We start from the raw sequence: 17,596 nt of genomic DNA, 5'->3' as shown, positions 1-17,596 counted from the left end.
AACCACTTTGGTATACTTTAATTAATATGTATGTATTAGAGAGGGTATATGGCAGTTAAAATTACAGTTGCTCATGGTGACGGTATTGGTCCTGAGATTATGGATGCTACTTTAAGAATATTAAAGGAAGCAAAAGCAGATATCACAATTGAAACTATTGAAGTTGGTGAAGCTTACTATAAAAAGGGTTTTTCTTCAGGTATCCCAAACAGTGCGTGGGAATCTATCGAGCGTACCAAGATTATACTTAAGGCTCCAATCACAACCCCTCAGGGCGGCGGTTATAAAAGCTTAAACGTAACACTGCGTAAAACTTTAGGGCTTTATGCAAACATTAGACCTTGCATAGCAATGGTTCCTTTTGTTCCTAGTAACTTTCCTAAGATGAACCTTGTTATCGTTCGTGAAAACGAAGAAGATTTATACGCAGGTATTGAGTACAGACAAACTCGCAATATGTACCAGACACTCAAACTTATATCGCGCACTGGAAGTGAGAAAATAGTTCGCTACGCCTTTGATTATGCTGTAAAAAACGGTCGCAAAAAGGTAACATGTTTCAGTAAAGATAACATAATGAAAATGACTGACGGTATTTTCCATAAGGTTTTTGATGAAATTGCTAAAGAATACCCTTCTATTGAAACAAATCACATGATTATTGATATTGGTGCTGCAAAACTTGCCGCAAAACCTGAAATGTTTGACGTTATTGTGACATCTAACTTATATGGTGATATTGTATCTGATATTGCAGCTGAAGTATGCGGATCGGTTGGTCTTGCAGGTTCTGCTAACATTGGTAAAGAATATGCGCTTTTTGAGGCGATTCATGGATCTGCCCCTGACATTGCAGGTAAAGATATAGCAAATCCAAGCGGATTACTTAATGGCGCTGTAATGATGTTAGTGCATATTGGTCAGCCAGAAGTAGCTGCTAAAATTCAAAATGCGCTTTATAAAACATTAGAAGACGGCATACACACAGCAGATATTTATAACGAAAAAACCAGCTCTAAAAAAGTTGGCACAAAAGAATTTGCCGATGAAGTGATTAAAAGATTGGGGCAGTTACCAAGCAAACTACCTGTTGCTAATTTTGCAAAAACTGAAAATCAGGCGCTTCTTGAACCAAAACTACCTGTAGATGAAAGAAAACAGTTAGTTGGTGTGGATGTATTCATTGATCAGCTGACAGATGATGCAGATATTATTGCTTCTAAAATCAATAATATTTGCGATGGCAAACTAAGACTACAAATGATTTCTGCTAAGGGCTTAAGTGTTTGGCCTAAGGAAAAGAGCTTGTTTAAAGCAATGGATGACCACTGGAGGCTTCGTTTTGTGCCAATTGGCGATGATAAAACAGCAAAGCATGCTGATATTTGCGATGTTTTAAACAAACTTATAGCTGAAAACATTGATTTTATCAAAACTGAAAACCTTTATACATTTGATGATCAAATAGGATTCTCGCTTGGTCAGGGAGAATAATATTTAATATTATATAGTTTTTTATTTTATTTGGGCGTCTTTTAAAGACGCCCTTTTTTATTATTTCCAATGAATTCAGGTAGATATTAAAACAATATAATCTATCTTGAATATACAATAAATTAACCATTCATTAATAATTTGACAATTTATGTAAAATATGTTAACAATACGTTAACTAATTTTTTTATTTAATGGTTATTATTATGATGAATTCAGAAATTAAAGAAACTCAACAAGATAGTTATATTATTGGAAACTACAATGATATTCAGATGGAAATTTTGAAACAAGTTGGGAAAAGCGATCTAAACAATCCTGATTTTTATCTTCAAACCGTAACATCCAGAATTCAATCTATTAGTCAGGATTATATTAGCTTTAGAGCAGTTAATAAACAAAACAAAGAGCTACTTGATAAACTTATAAAAGATCAAAATCCTAATTTCCTAGACTCATTAGATATGCATCAACTTTTTGCCCTTATGCAAATTAGCGATTATGATGCAACTATTAAAAATTTTATAACAACAAAAAAAATAAACTTATTGATTTATTTTGAAGTAACGGAATTACTTGAACTGGCAAATCAAGAGTATATTTCTATCGATTATCTAATATCTTTACCTAAAGACAAACATAAATTACTTTTCAACGTATTGTCTGACTATAACTTTTTTTCATTTGATTATTTAAATATATCCAGAGAAAAAAAGGATGAGTTTTTTAATTCATTTACACAAGTTCAGATACCTCACGAATTTGTAGCAAATTATGACAATAACCAAATTGAATTAGTACCTTATGACAATCAAGCACCTAATTTCAGCTTAAATGTGACTTATCAAAATCAAAACCATGAAATTAAGCATAAAGATATACATTACAGAATAGCAACTCATGAAGTTTATGACGTGGTAGAAAGTTTCAGGCAAGAAAATGTACCGGCCGTATTTAATAATCCTAATTTTAAAATAAAAGTTCAGAATGTGTATGATTATCAGGACGGAACATCTGTAGAAATTTGTATCGCTGAGGATTTAACATATAGAAAACTTGAATCTCTTCTATTTAACCATAATGTTACTCAAAGTTTTTCTAATGATGAACTTAATAAAATATACAATCTAGATTTTATAATGCTATGTCAAATGCACAATACAAGAACGTGGGTGCTTAATCCAGCGTTTAAAGATCTATCACTGGCTTTAAGTTCTGTAGGAAAAGAAAAACACATTAGTGTAGTAAACTTTATTAAAATTTATAGTCAGCTACTAAAATGCGATAACGTCGAAACTCTTAAAAAACATGCTAATTTTTTAATTCATGTAAGCAATGACAATGATTTTGCAAATGCTATCATAAAATTCTTTAATTTAGATAACTCTGAAAATATCTTATCAGGAGAATTTATTGAAAAAGTGCAGTCATGGGCATTAAATCCCTCTAGCAAATATCTTATTAAAGCTTTAAATTTTGTAAATACTCCTGGATACATAACATCTGAAGAATTTATGACGATATATAAGATTGTTATTCAATGTGAGGACATGCAGACTGTAAAGCAAAACAGAAAATTTTTAACTAAAATAATAAAAAATCCAATTGCTGCAAGAAATTTTATTAAAATTTATGATTTATTAGATCATTTAAGCAAGGACAAACCAGAGGTATTTAGCCAAATAACTAGAGAAGGTCAAATATATGAAGCCGAATTTAAAATCGATGTAATAAGTTTATTTACAGAAGACTTAAGCTTGACTCAAAATTTTTCTGATACCAAAATTATCAAAGCAATATTAATGCATGATATGATCAAGAATTACGATGATGCATTTAATGTAATATGCTGGCTTATTAAATTCTCTCCAAAACAGATCGTAATTTTATTTGAAAAATATAGCGCAGACCAAACATTAAATCAAAGTATTATCAATACTGTTGTTTTAGCAGCGCTTTATTACCCTAGTACTGGCTTTATTAGTATAAGAAATTATATTAATGATGGTGGTATGCCACAAATATTTGATGATATTATATCTAATAAAAAGGATTATCCTACAATGGGACATTATATGTATGAAGCTAAAGATAGAATATCTCAGAATTTGGTAATTTCCCCAGAATTACAAAGAAAAGTTGTTGAAGGTCAGAAACAATCTCAGCTTTCTCATGCTCAAAGAGAAGAAAATAAGAAATCAAATACGGCTCGCCGTTTATTTTAGCCATATGTAAACCAAAAGTAAAATACTGTAATTATTTGTAGTAAAATTTTTATACTTGAATGTTGCGCTTTAAAAATTGTCATCCTATGATGATTATCTATAGAAAATAAAAGAGTAGCGCAAAATGATAAAAAATATAATAATTACAGTATTTACAAGCGTTTGCTTATTATCATGCAAACCTTCAAATAATCATCTGGACTTTAATTACTATCCCAATGTAGAACAAAACAGAGAAATAAAAAACGTTAGGGTAGCATTGGTATTAGGTGGTGGTGGCGCACGTGGTGCTGCTCACGCTGGCGTACTTGAAGTTCTTGAAAAACATAACATTCCCGTAGATTTAATAGTTGGAACAAGTGCTGGAAGTATTGTAGGCGCATTATATGCTGATTCAAAATCTGCAAGTGACGTTAAAGAAAAGATATTATCAGTCAGCAAATGGTACTTTTTAGACCCTGCATTACTTCCAGCAATCAAATGGGGACTTACAACATCGGGTGTAGTAGAAGGCAAAAGATTCCAAAAATTCCTTGAAAAAAACTTAGACGCTCGTAATATCGAAGATTTAAAAATTCCTGCTGTATTTGTAGCAACTGACATTCGTAAACAGGATTCATTTGGATTTAACAAAGGCGCTATAATTCCAGGTGTAATCGCATCCTCAGCTATTCCTGGTGTAATACCTCCACTTGAAATTTATAATAGAGTATTTACGGATGGCGGTCTTATCGAGCCAGTTCCTGTTCAAATGGCTAAAAAATACAATCCTGATTTAATTATTGCCGTAGATATTACTATCCCTCCAATTATGGAAGAAGTGAAAAATACCCTTGATTTTGTATACTGGTCATTCTGGCTTGCATATGCTGAGCTTGGATATGTTCAGGGCAATATGGGCGATGTAACTATAAGACCAGAACTTGGTGGATTTGGCATATTTAACGACTCTAAAGAAGATTTAGAGAAAATGTATTTACGCGGAAAGGAAGCAGCAGAAAAGCAAATTCATTTAATTAAAGTCAAAATGAAAGCAAAAGGAATTAACTAGGATTTTTTAGTAACATCAAGCCTTTGATTGACAACAATTTTTGCTTCCCTATATTCTACTCAAACTTAAAATAAGGTAAAAATATGAAAAAAGCAGAATTTTTTGATGCTATTGTCAAAGGCAATACGGAAGTTGTTTCGGATTATATAGATGAAGGAATGAGTGTACTCGAGAGAGATTCACACGGCAACCCTCCTCTATATTTTGCAGCAATGAATGGTCGTATTGAGACTTTAAAGCTTCTTATAGAAAAAGGCGCATTGGTAAATTGTACAAACCAGTCTAATAGAAGCCCTCTTTTCGCGGCTGCTTATTTTCAAAAAAATTAAATTATTGAAATTTTATGGTCATATTGTTCAATGAAAACTAAATATTCTGCATGCGCCCTTTTACCAAATGATAAAAAAGCTGTAGTTGCGGAAAAAATTAACTTTGAAACAATTGAATTTCAAAAGTTTTTAAAAGATCTGAATCTGCCCAATATTCATCTTGTACACTTTAATAAATTGCCTATTACATTTGACAAGCTTAAAACTATGATTCATTACCTTAAAGAACATAATATGATTCCTGCAGCAATGGAAGATATGCCAATCTATTTGAAAGATGCTATTAAACAATACAGAGAAGATTTTGAGGTTAAAGCAAATTACAGTTTTTTATCACAATAACATTATAATCTGGCAGGGTTAGAAAATTTAGGAAAAACAATATCTTAAATATATAACCCTGTATAAACTTAAATAAATTGCCTACCTACCCCTTCACATATACCTTATATTGTGGTAATTTACTTTACCTTTGATGAATTTGGTCAATTAATATCACATAAGAATCAGTTTCAATACTGTAGCTTTCTTTTAAAATAGGTACTTAGTGAGAAAATTTGCATTAATATTATTAACATTTGTTACCCTTGCTTTAGCAAGTTGTTCTTTTTCTGCGGGGCAAAGCTATTCGCCTAAGCTTAAAGCACGTAACTCTATAGAGCAAAAGTTTGCAGCACGTTTTGGGAAAGATTATGCAAAAATTATCATAAAATATGATTTATTTGGTCTTAGCCATAAAAGCTGCGTAATAAGCGACCTATATTCTGATGTATTTAATCAAAAAGTACACTTAACTGTATATCAGTCTAAAATTAACAAAGCCTATTCTGAATTTAAGTTTTTAACTGAAGAAGAGCTTGAAGTAAGAACATTTCAGAGATTGAACATAATAGCCAAACGTTATAACGCAACCGCTGCACAATTGGGCATAATGCCTGCTAAATATAAGCCTAAAAAGAATTCGCTTGTAAAAATGCTTGCAGCAACTCAAAAAATGGATCAGAAATTTAGAGCAGTACCAACAATACATCCAGTTAAAAAATATATTGTGACAAGCCATTATGGTCAGCGTATTCACCCTATTAAAGGCACATCTAAACTTCATAAAGGCATAGACTTAATTAGTAAAGCTGACCATTATCCGATTTATGCGTCAAACGATGGTAAGGTTATTGTATCAAGCAAAGACTCAGGATATGGAAATTACGTTATTGTTGATCATGGCAATGACATTCGCACTGTTTATGCACATTTAAGTAAAGTCTCCGTTAAAAAAGGCGCTAAAATCAATGCTGGTCAAGTGGTAGGAATTATGGGCGACTCCGGACTTGCAACAGCAATGCATCTTCACTTTGAAGTACGTATAAAAGATAGACCCATAAACCCAGCATCATTACTAAAATTCAATAATTGCAGATAATACATATGACTGAACACTACAGAAAAGTAACTAGCTTTGCTAGAAGACATGGAAAAGCATCAACTGATAACGGTAAAGAATTATTTAAAGAGCATATCGCTAAGTTTACATTTAACTCAGATAAAATTGCAGATAAAGCTATTTTAGAAATCGGCTTTGGTATGGGAGACAATTTAATAAACCTTGCAAAGGCTTATCCTGATCACACTATATATGGTGCAGAACCATTTGTAGATGGTCACATAAGAGTTATTAGAAAATGCGTAGAAGAAAATATAACCAATATTCGCTTATTTCCAGATGATTTTAATCACCTTCATTTACTGGGTAAAGAAGGAGTCTTTGACCAGGTATATGTACTATTTGCTGATCCGTGGCCAAAGAAACGTCATTTTAAACGCAGGTTACTTAATACCCAAACTATTCCGGCTTTACTAAATTTAACTAAAGCGTCAGATAATACAAGGCTTATCATTGCTTCAGATCATCCAAGTTATCAGGAATGGATTGAAGAATGCTTAAAAGAGCTAAATTTTAAATACAAGAGATCTGAAACATTCCCAGATTATTATCAACCTACTAAATATCATCAGAAAGCGCTGCGTAATCAGGAAAAGCATTATCACCCAATTTACTGCTATTATCTCTAAACGCTCCCAATATTTAAAATTATACATTTCAATATATGAAATGATTGCATTTAAACTTAGTATAAGTTATTGTTTAATAGCAAAATTTAATATTTTTTAGGTAGTTTCTATGGAAGGCTTAAATTCTCCTGCAGTACACGCTGCTGAAATCGCTGGCACAGTTGCCCAGGTTGATATGTCTTTATTTTCACTTATTACAAAAGCTGACTTTGTAGTTCAAATGGTTATGCTTATGCTTATTGTATCTTCTGTTTGGTGCTGGGCTATAGTGTTTGAAAAATGGATGAAATATAAGGCAATTTCAATTAAATCAGAAAGTTTTGAAAAGAAGTTCTGGTCTGGTCAGGTATTAGATCAGCTTTACGAAAAATTAAAAGCGCGCCCTTCTCATCCACTTGCTGTTGTTTTCTGCGCTGCTATGAGTGAATGGAGCAAAAACCCTTCAGTTGTATCTGATTATGGCGTTAAAAGAGGAATCAAAGAAAGATTATCTCAATCAATGAATAATGCTATTAATAAAGAAGTTGCTCAGCTTTCCTCACAACTTCAAGTACTTGCAACAGTTGGTTCATCTGCGCCGTTTATTGGACTTTTTGGAACTGTTTGGGGTATTATGCATTCATTCCAGTCAATTGCTGCTTCTAAAAACTCTACATTAGCAGTTGTAGCCCCTGGTATTGCCGAAGCATTACTTGCGACAGCCATTGGTTTATTTGCTGCTATTCCTGCTGTAATTTTCTATAACTTACTTAATGCTAAACTAAATAACATTAGTGAAAAAATGGAAATTTTCTCAAGCGATTTAGAAACATTACTATCACGTGAACTTGATAATCAGAGATAATTATGGGTGCAGATATAAGCGTAAATAAAAAAACCAGTAAACGTCGTGGCGAGATAGTAAACGCTATTAACGTTACACCATTCGTAGACGTTATGCTGGTTTTACTTATCATCTTCATGGTAACCTCACCGATGCTTGTTGCTGGTGTAAACGTTGACCTACCTGAAACATCAGACTCCCCAATTGTTGGTGATGATGAACCTCTTTCAGTTTCTGTTGACAATCATGGCGATATTTATGTTCAGGAAACAAAAGTTGAAGATAAAGACCTTATTAATAAATTACTAGCTATTACTAAAGAGAAGAAAGATACCCGTATTTTCGTACGTGCTGACAAGAAAGTGGATTATGGTAGAGTAATGTCTACATTAAGCTATATTAACAGTGCAGGATTTACAAAAGTTGCTTTAATTACACAAATTTCGGCGGATTCAAAGTAATATGAATCGTGGTTTTTATTACTCATTATGTTTACACAGCATAATATTTTTAATATTAGTGCTTGGACTTCCTTCATTATGGCGTCCTGCCCCTGAAGAGCAAGCGATTTCCATCGAAATAATGCCAATAACAAAAGCCACAAACGTAAAACAAAAGAAAATTAATAAAGACGCAAGAACTGCGGAAACCCGTAAAGACGTTAAAAAAGCCGCTGACCCTGATCATGATAAAAATGAAGCTAAAAAAGACGTAGCTAAAAAAGACGCAAAAATCGACAAAGAAGTAAAAAAAGAGCAAAAGCCTCAGGTTGAGCAAGAAAAGAAAAAAGACACTGGCGAAAAAATAAAGAAAGACGACAAGAAAAAGAAAGAAAAAGTGGAAGCTGAAAAGCAGAAAAAAGAAAAGCAAGAAGCTACTAAAAAGAAAGACGACAAGAAGAAAAAAGATAAAAAAGAGCAAAAAAAGAAAAAAGATGAAGATTTCGATTCTTTGCTTAAGTCACTAGAAGATTCTACTACAACTAAAAAACATGATAAAAAAATCAGTAAAGAGGTTACCGATGAAATGGATGACCTACTTAACGATTTGAATGATAAGTCAGATAGTAACGAGTTTGATGATTCAAAACCGCTTGGAATGGATGTTAAGGACTCAATCCGTTCACAAATTGAAAAAAACTGGAATATTCCTGCTGGCGGTAAAGATATTGAAAAAATGCGCGTAATTTTACAAATTTCAATTAAACCAGATGGAACAGTTACTGATGTTATAGCTTCAAACTCTGCTGCTTACAATGCTGGAGGTCCTGTACTTCAGGCAATGTACGAAAGTGCAATCAGAGCAGTTTATAAAGCAAGCCCGCTAGAAGGTTTGCCGCAAGATAATTATAATGCATGGCGTGAGTTAGAGTTAAGCTTTGATCCAAATCACGTTTTAAGATAAAAAGAGAGGGAGTATGATTAAATTAAAACATGTAGTATTTTCAGCTATAGTTTTTGCAAGCTTCAACAGCTTTGCTATAACCCGCATTGATATTAACCGCGGTACTGTTGATCCAATACCGATAGCTATTCCTGATTTTACTGCTGATACATCACACGAAAGAGTTATCGGCAGACAAATGGCAGAAGTGATTGCAAATGATTTAGAAAGTTCAGGACTTTTCCGCCCTATTTCGGCAGATGCATTTATTGAAGATATTAAAGATGGTAAAAATTCTACACCAAACTTTGCCTCATGGCGTCAGATTAAAGCTACTGCTTTATCAGTGGGAGCAATCAATATTCGTGGTAAAGAACTTGAAGTAAATTTCAGGCTTTGGGATGTATATGCAGGCACACAAATTGCAGGTAGAGCTTATGGCACAGTAGAAGCTAACTGGCGCAGAATATCACATATGATTGCCGATGAAATTTATAAAAAGTTAACTGGTGAAGATGGGTATTTTGATACAAGGTTAGTTTATGTTTCAGAAAGTGGTCCTTTTCAAAACAGGGTTAAGCGTTTAGCAGTTATGGATTTTGACGGTGCAAATCATAAGTTCCTTACTAATGGTAAGAGCATGGCTTTAACACCAAGATTCTCACCTGCGGCACATCAAATTTTATATATGTCATATGCTGGAAAAGTTCCAAAAGTCTACATTCGTGATATTGAAACAGGTAGAGAAAGATTACTTGGTAATTTCCCAGGTATGTCATTTGCTCCTAGATTTTCACCTGACGGAAGAAGTGTGGTAATGTCCATTGCCAGAAACGGTGTTACACATATTCATAGAATGGAGCTTGATTCAGGCACAATGAACCAGCTTACCTCTGGCAATGCTATTAATACTTCTCCAAGCTTTACCCCTGATGGAAATAGTATTATTTTTAACTCTGATAGAAGCGGGAAACCTCAGCTTTACAAAATGTCTGCATATGGCGGGGAAGCACAAAGAATCAGTTTTGGTAACGGCAGATACGCAACTCCTGTTGTTTCACCACGTGGCGACTTTGTAGCATTTACAAAATGGGCAGATGGTAGCGGACTGTTCTCTATTGGCGTTATGAAACTTGATGGCTCAGGCGAACGTATTATTTCGAGAGGCTATTTAGTTGAGGGTCCTACATGGTCACCAAACGGTAGAGTTATTATCTATACAAAACAAGATAAACCTTATGGAACCAATAAGCCTGCACCTTCAAGATTATACTCGATTGACCTGACAGGACATAATGAAAGAGAGATTGTAACACCTACAGATGCATCAGATCCTGCATGGTCGGGCTTGCTATCTGACTAAAAATGCTGTATAAAGACACCAATCATTAACAAAATATTAATATATTGGTGTCTTATGTCTTTGTTTTCCCATGAAAACTTACTCAAGTCAGTATTTACTGATACAAATTTAGAAGAACTTAAAAAGTCTACATGGAATGATTTTTTCCAAAAAATTATTGAAATTCCATTAACCCCAGAAGAAATTGAGCAGCATAAAGCTGCAAAAAAAAGAGAGCGTGATAATAAATCCGCTAAACCAGCACCTTTTAAAATTAAGTTTGAAACCACTTTAGATTCCGATGATGAAGATGACCTAGAGCCTACTAATAAGCAAATTAGCTTATTGAAATATATAGAAAGTCTTGATAATTTTAGACTCATATCTAAAACTTGTGGCGTATCTTTGTTTAATCAGAAAGATAATAAAGGTAGCAGTTTACTTGATTTATTAGAAAAATCTAAGGTTCAGTACTCTGAACATATTGGTTTTATAAAAACAGAACATTATACAATATACCAAAAATGGGGATTTGAAAAATTTGTTAAGTCTCATGAATTTAAGAAAAAGTTTTTAGACGAGATAAAGTTTAGATCATGGGAAGATATTTTTAAATTACTCATACCTTCAAATATACCGATACCTGAATATGAGGGTAAAAGTTTTGGGGATATTATAATTAATGAAGATTTTTTCCAAATTATGGTAGAATCATATCCTAATTTCACACAACAAAAAGATTATAATGCTGATTCATTATTGCAGCACTTAAGCAAAACCGTACAAAAAAATAATAATGCAAATATCCAGATTTTAAAATTAGTCTTTAAACATATATATAAGAGCCATAAGACAAAATTCTTTAATGCCTTTATAAATCATAACATTGAATTAGAACCTATTTTAAAACTTATGGGTTTTAGCAATTTATCTCCTAAAGACCTTATAAAGCTAAAGTTTAAGAATGCACTAGACGCCTCTGACTATGGAAAAGCAAGAGATATACTTAATGAAAATGATGACAACGCAAAATCTATATTGTCAGAACATTTAATTTTTAAATTATTAAAAAATCTACCTAATGTATATGAAGTTTATGAAAATACTTCAATGAGAAACAAATTTAGCGAATATATGGAAATGATTAATGACTTTTTGTTGTTAACAGAAAGTCCTGATATATTCATTGTATATTTATGTGAGCTATATCAAAATTCTATTAGCAGCAAATCTATTACATATAATAATATATTTTTTGAACTGTTTGAAAAATTATCTGATGAAATACCCGCTGAACTTCATAAAAGCAAAAAATACTTTTATACGCACTTTATTAGTTTATTTAATATGATTTGTAATATTCAGCCTGTGAAGTGTAAGCAACATGCAAATTTGCTTATGGAATTTTTAAATATTAAAATTTCAGAATCACTAAAGACTAAAGATGATCACTTAAAAAACGATGAGTATAAAGCTGATTTAATTTTAAACATAGCATCATATAATTTAGATCTAACTAACTTTGAAACTTTTGAACTTTTCAGATCAAGTATAGTAGGCACAGATAAATCTAATAGCTTAGGTTACTTTATATTTACCGAACAAATCAAAAGATTAGAACTTCTTGATTTTACAGACAAATTGCAATTTTTTAAACAGGATAGAGAAGCACTAGAAATTATAAAGTATCATAGACCTTTTGAAAAACCAAAAAAAATAACCTGGCAAGAAGAGCTTAAAAAACCAAATAGTAATAGATTTACTTATTTATCAAATTTTGGTCATTAGTATAAAATAATAAATAAATTACTATGGAGATTTAATGTCTAAAAATCGTACAAACATTACAAAACAACAGTTTATTTCAGCTATAAAAGAATTTAAAAGATCAAAAAACTTATCTTTAAAAAGCATTTTAACAGACTATGATTTAACAAGAGAATTACTTTCAGTGCCTGAAATTGGACTATATTTAAGTAGAAGTGATGATGCAGTAGAATTCTTAGAATATAGACCAGAACTTATTAAGTTTACAGAAAATATGAATAAAGACATGAAAAACCACACGGATTATCATGAACTTACAATTTATAAAAGTGAACAAGCCTGGATGTACTTTCCTTATAGGGATGAAATTGAAACAGATGATTATTATAAGAAAGGCACAATGAATAATAGTTTAAATACAGTTTTTAATATTATCTCTGAAGAGGCCAATAATTATGGCATTGAGATAAGTAATCCTAAATACATAGTTGATATTTCAAGAAAACTTCATAGTTTTAATATACCTTTTGAATCAGCTAGAAAGAAGCACAACGTATTAAAAGACGGTAATATAAAATTTGTAATTAGTCCTAATTGGGAAAATGGTCATGCAGTTACATTAATAAGTATTTTAGATTCAGATTCAAAAAAAATATTATTAACAATATTAATTAATACGAATATTCAAACTCTTTCATACAATCAATCAATTTGCGACAAACTTAATAAACGCGGAGTAAATACTTATCCTATATACGCAAATAAAGAAAACTTAAGCGCATTAGAGCAAAAATTTCATTTAACGAATATAGCAAATGCAGAACCACAAATTATATCAAACGAAAATAATACAGAAATTTTAAAAATTACTGATAAATTTGAGATATGCCCTACAGAATTTAAAGAAAAACAACTTTTTGCTCAATATAAGCTAGGTGCTGGATCAATTGACTTATTTGTTAACAATGACATTAAGATCTTGGATGCATCACATGCCCTTCAAGATATGTCAGAAGCAAGCGAAGACCAGAATTGTGCTATTTATGGCATTAACTTTATTAAAGCTATTGTAGAAATTTTAAAAACACCAGAGCAAGCTATCTTGATAAAGAAATTGGCATCTGAAATTCATGATAATAATAATTCTGATGCTATAACTGAAATTCAAAATATTTTTCAAAATGACTTAAAGCAATATCTTCCCATGTATTATGATGCAGATGGGAAAGCTAGACCCTACGAGGAGATTAGAAAACATCATTTAAAACAGAGATGGAATATTGGTAGTGAAAGTTTTGCAGTTGAATTTAGAGACAGTATTTCTCCAAAAGATGTGGAATGGACAAAAAAAGTTAAAGAAAGTTCTCCTACAGCTATTTCCAATGCGTCAAATACTGAAACAGCTTATAATAAGCCTAACAGTTCAAGTAAAGATATTTCAGTGAAGAAGTAGCAAAACTTGTTATTAGCAAATTAAAAACTACTCATTAAATTCCACTCTGTTACGACCAGATTGTTTAGCTCTGTAAAGTGCCTGGTCTGCTCTATCTAACATTGACTGAAGTGTGTCAGTAGGGTGAATAATTGTAATACCAATACTTGCTGTAACTTCTATTGTTCTTTGATCAACTGGGGAAACTACATCTAATTCCTCAACTTTCATCCTTATACGCTCTGCAACAACAATTGCATCCTGAAGAGTAGTAAGAGGCAAGACAAATACAAATTCCTCCCCACCAAAGCGTGCAACTAAATCTGTAAGCCTTATTGTTTCAGAAATAACTTTCGCAAATGCTTTAATTACCTCATCACCAGCTACGTGACCATATGTATCATTTACCTTTTTAAAGAAGTCTATATCACAAACACCCAGTACTAATGGATTATTGGCAGCTAGGGATGTATCAAATATTTTTCGCACGTGAATATCAAAGTAGCGTCTGTTAAATATACCTGTTAAAGCGTCTTTTACAGCTGCTGTTGCATTATCCTGCATTGTTGCAACTAGTTCATCCTGATAGCGCTTTTTCTTAACCTGGGTGTTGGTTCTGGTTATAAGCTCTGTTATATCGATTGGGGTAACTAAATAATCATTTGCGCCAATCTCTAAGCCCTTAGCAAGGGTTGTCGCTTCATCTTCCTCTACTAACAGTAAAATCGGAATATGCCTGAATTCTTTCATACTACGGATATGCGAACAAAGCCTTAAACTATCTATTTTTAAAAGCTGACTGCTTATCATAATTACATCGTATGGGGTTTTCTTAAGCTCTTCAATAACCTGAGGCTCATCATCCAAACAGTTAACTATAGCTTTTTGTTCACTTAAGTTTTTAGCAACATTATTACGCTGTGCAACATCATCATCAACCAGTAATACCCTTGCACCATTTAAGCAATTAAAATCTAGCTTCACTAAATTTTGATCGACACCAAGCTGATTTAATGACTCACTTCTGATTCTTATCTCATCTATAATAGATTTAAGTCTTAGTAATGACTTAAGTCTTGCCATTAAAATAACGTCATTGATTGGCTTGGTTAAAAAATCATCAGCACCTGATTTAAGCCCTGTAACCCTATCCTCAACCTCACTAAGAGCTGTTACCATAATAACAGGTATATGTGATGTTTTGGGATTGGTTTTAATCAGCTTACAAACCTCAAAACCATCCATTTCAGGCATCATTACATCCAAAAGGATAATATCAACCTGATTATTTTCTAAAAAATCTAAAGCTTCTTTACCGCTTTTAGCAGTGGAAACTACGTAATATTCAGCATTCAGTTTAGCCTCAAGTAACTTTATATTTGGTATAAGGTCGTCTACTACTAAAACTCTGCCGCTCATTATGAAACCTCTAGTGTTTGCTGAATTTTTTTAACTAAATCTGTTATGCTAAAAGGCTTTGCCATGAAATCGTTACAGCCTGAATCCCTAATTTTAGCTTCATCATTTGCAGCAGCAAATGCAGTTATTGCTATAATTGGAATGTGCCTGAATTTATCTACAGATTTAATTTGTTTAATAATATCTATTCCAGTTATTCCCTGAAGCTGAATATCCATTAAAATAATATCAGGCATGTTTTCTTCAACCAAATTTACCGCCTGAAACCCATCGGATGTAGGAATAACCTCAAAGTTATTTGCTTTTAAAACATCTACGAAAAGCTTTAAATTTAAAACGTTATCTTCAACAATCAAAATCTTTTTCATTTTTTAGCTCTAGACACAAATTGCTTGAGTATATCTTTAATTATTTGCTCACGGTTCTTTTTAACAAATTCAAATGCACCGTCAATCCAAGAAACTTTACAATCATAAACCTCAAGATCATTATTATCAACAATTTCCATTTTAAAAGACTGATTATCATATTCTGACATCAGTAATGGACGCATTTTAATAGATGTTTGCGGGTTTAGCTCTACGGTTACATTTTGCGATGTTATAAGTTTCGATAAAACATTTTCTATTTCTTCTCTTATAATCTCTATATAATCTTTCTTAAGAACTGAAGCCGCAATTTTGCTTGCAACTTCTACTGTAAGTTCTGTCATTTCTAATGCTAAATCTTTGGACACTTTTTCAACAAGCTCTCCACCAAGATAGTTCAACTTCTGCATTAACATATTGATAACAGTATTTTGTTCGTTTGTTAGATCTATTTGAAGCTGGTTTAGTTCTTTTCTGGCATTTTCATAACCATCCCTCAAACCTTCTTCATATGTCTTAGCGGCTACAAAGGGCTTTTCTTCCTCTTTCTTTTTTTCTAAAATACTAACAATATCAATTGCTGCTCCTATTGTTTCTGGAGCATTATCTTTAGTTTCACTTTGAAAATCCTGAACTTCATAATTTTGTTGTGGCTGCTCATCTACCTGAATTTCATCATCAGATGGATTACCAGTAAAAATCTCATTAAAAACTTTGATTCTTTTCTCAAACTCTGCTTCTGACAAAACCTGCTGGTTAATAGCGCTATCACGGGAGAACTCTGTAAAACTATATTTTTTAATATTCATAATATTTCCCCGTGTAGTTTAGTAGTTACCTTACAGATAACATATTATTACAATTATTTCTAATAAATAAATTCATCTTTAGAACTACCATCAGCAATAACAACATCACCTTTAGTAGCAAGGTCTTTAACAACTTTAATAATACCTGATTGCGCTTCATCCACATCTTTAATTCTTACAGGCCCCAGGGCTTCCATTTCTTCCTGTAAAATCTTAGCCGCCCTTTGTGACATAGCATTAATAAATAATTGTTTTACTGCATCGCTACTACCCTTAAGGGCGATAGCAAGTTTTGATTTATCGATAACACGTAAAATAACCTGAATACTTTGTGGGGTAACTTTGATAAGGTCGTCGAATGTAAACATAAGGCTTTTGATTTTATCTGCAGCTTCTGGTGCTTTTTCTTCAAGCATTGACATGTACTTTGCTTCATTAACCCTGTCAAAGTTATTAAAGATTTCTGCAAGCATCTGGTTGGAGTCTTGTTTTTGTGTTTTAGAAAGGTTATTTATAAACTCAATTCTCAGAGTTCTTTCTACGTTATCTAAAACTTCTTTTTTAACAGCATCTATACTTAACATACGCATCATAACATCAAATGACATATCTTCTGGCATAATAGACAAAACTTTTGATGCCTGAGTAGCTGTCATTTTTGAAACGATTAGCGCAACAGTTTGTGGATGCTCGTTTTTAAGGTATGACGATAATGTATCTTCATTTACGTGTGCCAGCTTATCCCATGTGTTTTTACCCATAGGCCCGCTGATTTCTTCCATGATAGACTGGACTTTTTCTTTACCAAGAATTTTCTCAAGTAATTTTTCAGTTCCTTCCAGGCTACCTAATAATGATACGTCACCTGCAATATCATTATTGAATTCCATCATTAGTTTTTCTACTGTTTCCTGCCTTACAGTACCCAGAGTAGACATTGCGTAGGAAATTTGTTTAATTTCCTCTTCTGTCATTAAGCTAAAGAGTTTGGTTGCATTATCTTCTGATAATGACAGCATTATTATTGCTGCTTTTTGAGCGCCAGTTAGCCCGCTATTTGTATCTACACTCATCACCCGCCCCT

General features: G+C 32.5%; 17 protein-coding genes. 13 read left to right on the top strand and 4 right to left on the bottom strand.

The genetic code is table 11. The features are described 5' to 3' along the window. The first annotated feature begins 48 nt into the window (after positions 1-48). The 13 genes from BGO27_03230 (at position 49) to BGO27_03170 (ending at position 13,937) form a co-directional block, all read left to right on the top strand. Complete coding sequence (locus BGO27_03230; GenBank protein OJV13609.1) at positions 49-1,494, top strand: isocitrate dehydrogenase; 1,446 nt, start codon at positions 49-51, stop codon at positions 1,492-1,494. Between the two features lie 206 nt (positions 1,495-1,700). Then, positions 1,701-3,719, top strand: coding sequence for a hypothetical protein (locus BGO27_03225; GenBank protein ID OJV13608.1), 2,019 nt, complete (start codon positions 1,701-1,703; stop codon positions 3,717-3,719). 124 nt (positions 3,720-3,843) lie between these two features. Next, positions 3,844-4,770, top strand: a complete 927-nt coding sequence (locus BGO27_03220) for a hypothetical protein (GenBank protein OJV13607.1) — start codon at positions 3,844-3,846, stop codon at positions 4,768-4,770. An 83-nt stretch (positions 4,771-4,853) separates the two neighbouring features. After that, the gene (locus BGO27_03215) at positions 4,854-5,099 is read left to right on the top strand and encodes a hypothetical protein (GenBank protein OJV13606.1); all 246 of its coding nucleotides are present in this window, start codon (positions 4,854-4,856) and stop codon (positions 5,097-5,099) included. 30 nt (positions 5,100-5,129) lie between these two features. Continuing rightward, the gene (locus tag BGO27_03210) at positions 5,130-5,441 is read left to right on the top strand and encodes a hypothetical protein (protein ID OJV13605.1); all 312 of its coding nucleotides are present in this window, start codon (positions 5,130-5,132) and stop codon (positions 5,439-5,441) included. Positions 5,442-5,646: 205 nt separating this feature from the next. Then, positions 5,647-6,519: a hypothetical protein gene (locus tag BGO27_03205; protein OJV13604.1), complete on the top strand. Its 873-nt coding sequence runs from the start codon at positions 5,647-5,649 to the stop codon at positions 6,517-6,519. Positions 6,520-6,524: 5 nt separating this feature from the next. Continuing rightward, on the top strand, positions 6,525-7,169 hold the full coding sequence (locus tag BGO27_03200) for a hypothetical protein (GenBank protein ID OJV13603.1): 645 nt from the start codon (positions 6,525-6,527) through the stop codon (positions 7,167-7,169). Positions 7,170-7,278: 109 nt separating this feature from the next. Then, on the top strand, positions 7,279-8,013 hold the full coding sequence (locus tag BGO27_03195; GenBank protein OJV13602.1) for a protein TolQ: 735 nt from the start codon (positions 7,279-7,281) through the stop codon (positions 8,011-8,013). A 2-nt stretch (positions 8,014-8,015) separates the two neighbouring features. Continuing rightward, positions 8,016-8,453, top strand: a complete 438-nt coding sequence (locus BGO27_03190; protein ID OJV13601.1) for a protein TolR — start codon at positions 8,016-8,018, stop codon at positions 8,451-8,453. Position 8,454: 1 nt separating this feature from the next. Further along, positions 8,455-9,396, top strand: coding sequence for a hypothetical protein (locus BGO27_03185; GenBank protein ID OJV13600.1), 942 nt, complete (start codon positions 8,455-8,457; stop codon positions 9,394-9,396). A 13-nt stretch (positions 9,397-9,409) separates the two neighbouring features. Further along, positions 9,410-10,738: a Tol-Pal system beta propeller repeat protein TolB gene (locus tag BGO27_03180; GenBank protein OJV13599.1), complete on the top strand. Its 1,329-nt coding sequence runs from the start codon at positions 9,410-9,412 to the stop codon at positions 10,736-10,738. A 54-nt stretch (positions 10,739-10,792) separates the two neighbouring features. Further along, the gene (locus BGO27_03175) at positions 10,793-12,505 is read left to right on the top strand and encodes a hypothetical protein (GenBank protein ID OJV13598.1); all 1,713 of its coding nucleotides are present in this window, start codon (positions 10,793-10,795) and stop codon (positions 12,503-12,505) included. A 34-nt stretch (positions 12,506-12,539) separates the two neighbouring features. Next, a complete protein-coding gene (locus BGO27_03170; protein OJV13597.1) occupies positions 12,540-13,937 on the top strand; it encodes a hypothetical protein in 1,398 nt (465 codons plus the stop codon). A 27-nt stretch (positions 13,938-13,964) separates the two neighbouring features. Here BGO27_03170 and BGO27_03165 read toward each other — a convergent pair whose 3' ends face one another. Genes BGO27_03165 through BGO27_03150 form a run of 4 tightly spaced genes read right to left on the bottom strand, consistent with a single transcriptional unit; the run spans position 13,965 to position 17,585 of the window. Further along, entirely contained in the window at positions 13,965-15,335 is a 1,371-nt protein-coding gene (locus BGO27_03165) for a PleD family two-component system response regulator (protein ID OJV13596.1), read from the bottom strand. After that, positions 15,335-15,703 carry a two-component system response regulator gene (locus BGO27_03160; GenBank protein ID OJV13595.1) on the bottom strand — a complete coding sequence of 123 codons (369 nt, stop codon included), beginning with the start codon at positions 15,701-15,703 and terminating at the stop codon, positions 15,335-15,337. The genes BGO27_03165 and BGO27_03160 overlap by 1 nt, the downstream gene beginning before the upstream one ends. After that, positions 15,700-16,512 (bottom strand): hypothetical protein, encoded by an 813-nt coding sequence (locus tag BGO27_03155; protein ID OJV13594.1) that lies wholly within the window; start codon positions 16,510-16,512, stop codon positions 15,700-15,702. The genes BGO27_03160 and BGO27_03155 overlap by 4 nt, the downstream gene beginning before the upstream one ends. 59 nt (positions 16,513-16,571) lie before the next feature. Further along, entirely contained in the window at positions 16,572-17,585 is a 1,014-nt protein-coding gene (locus BGO27_03150) for a flagellar motor switch protein FliG (protein ID OJV13593.1), read from the bottom strand. Positions 17,586-17,596 lie beyond the last annotated feature (11 nt).

The organism is Alphaproteobacteria bacterium 33-17 (assembly GCA_001897445.1).
Classification (GTDB): Bacteria; Pseudomonadota; Alphaproteobacteria; order Rickettsiales; family 33-17; genus 33-17.
This window is presented reverse-complemented; position numbering and strand designations above follow the sequence as displayed.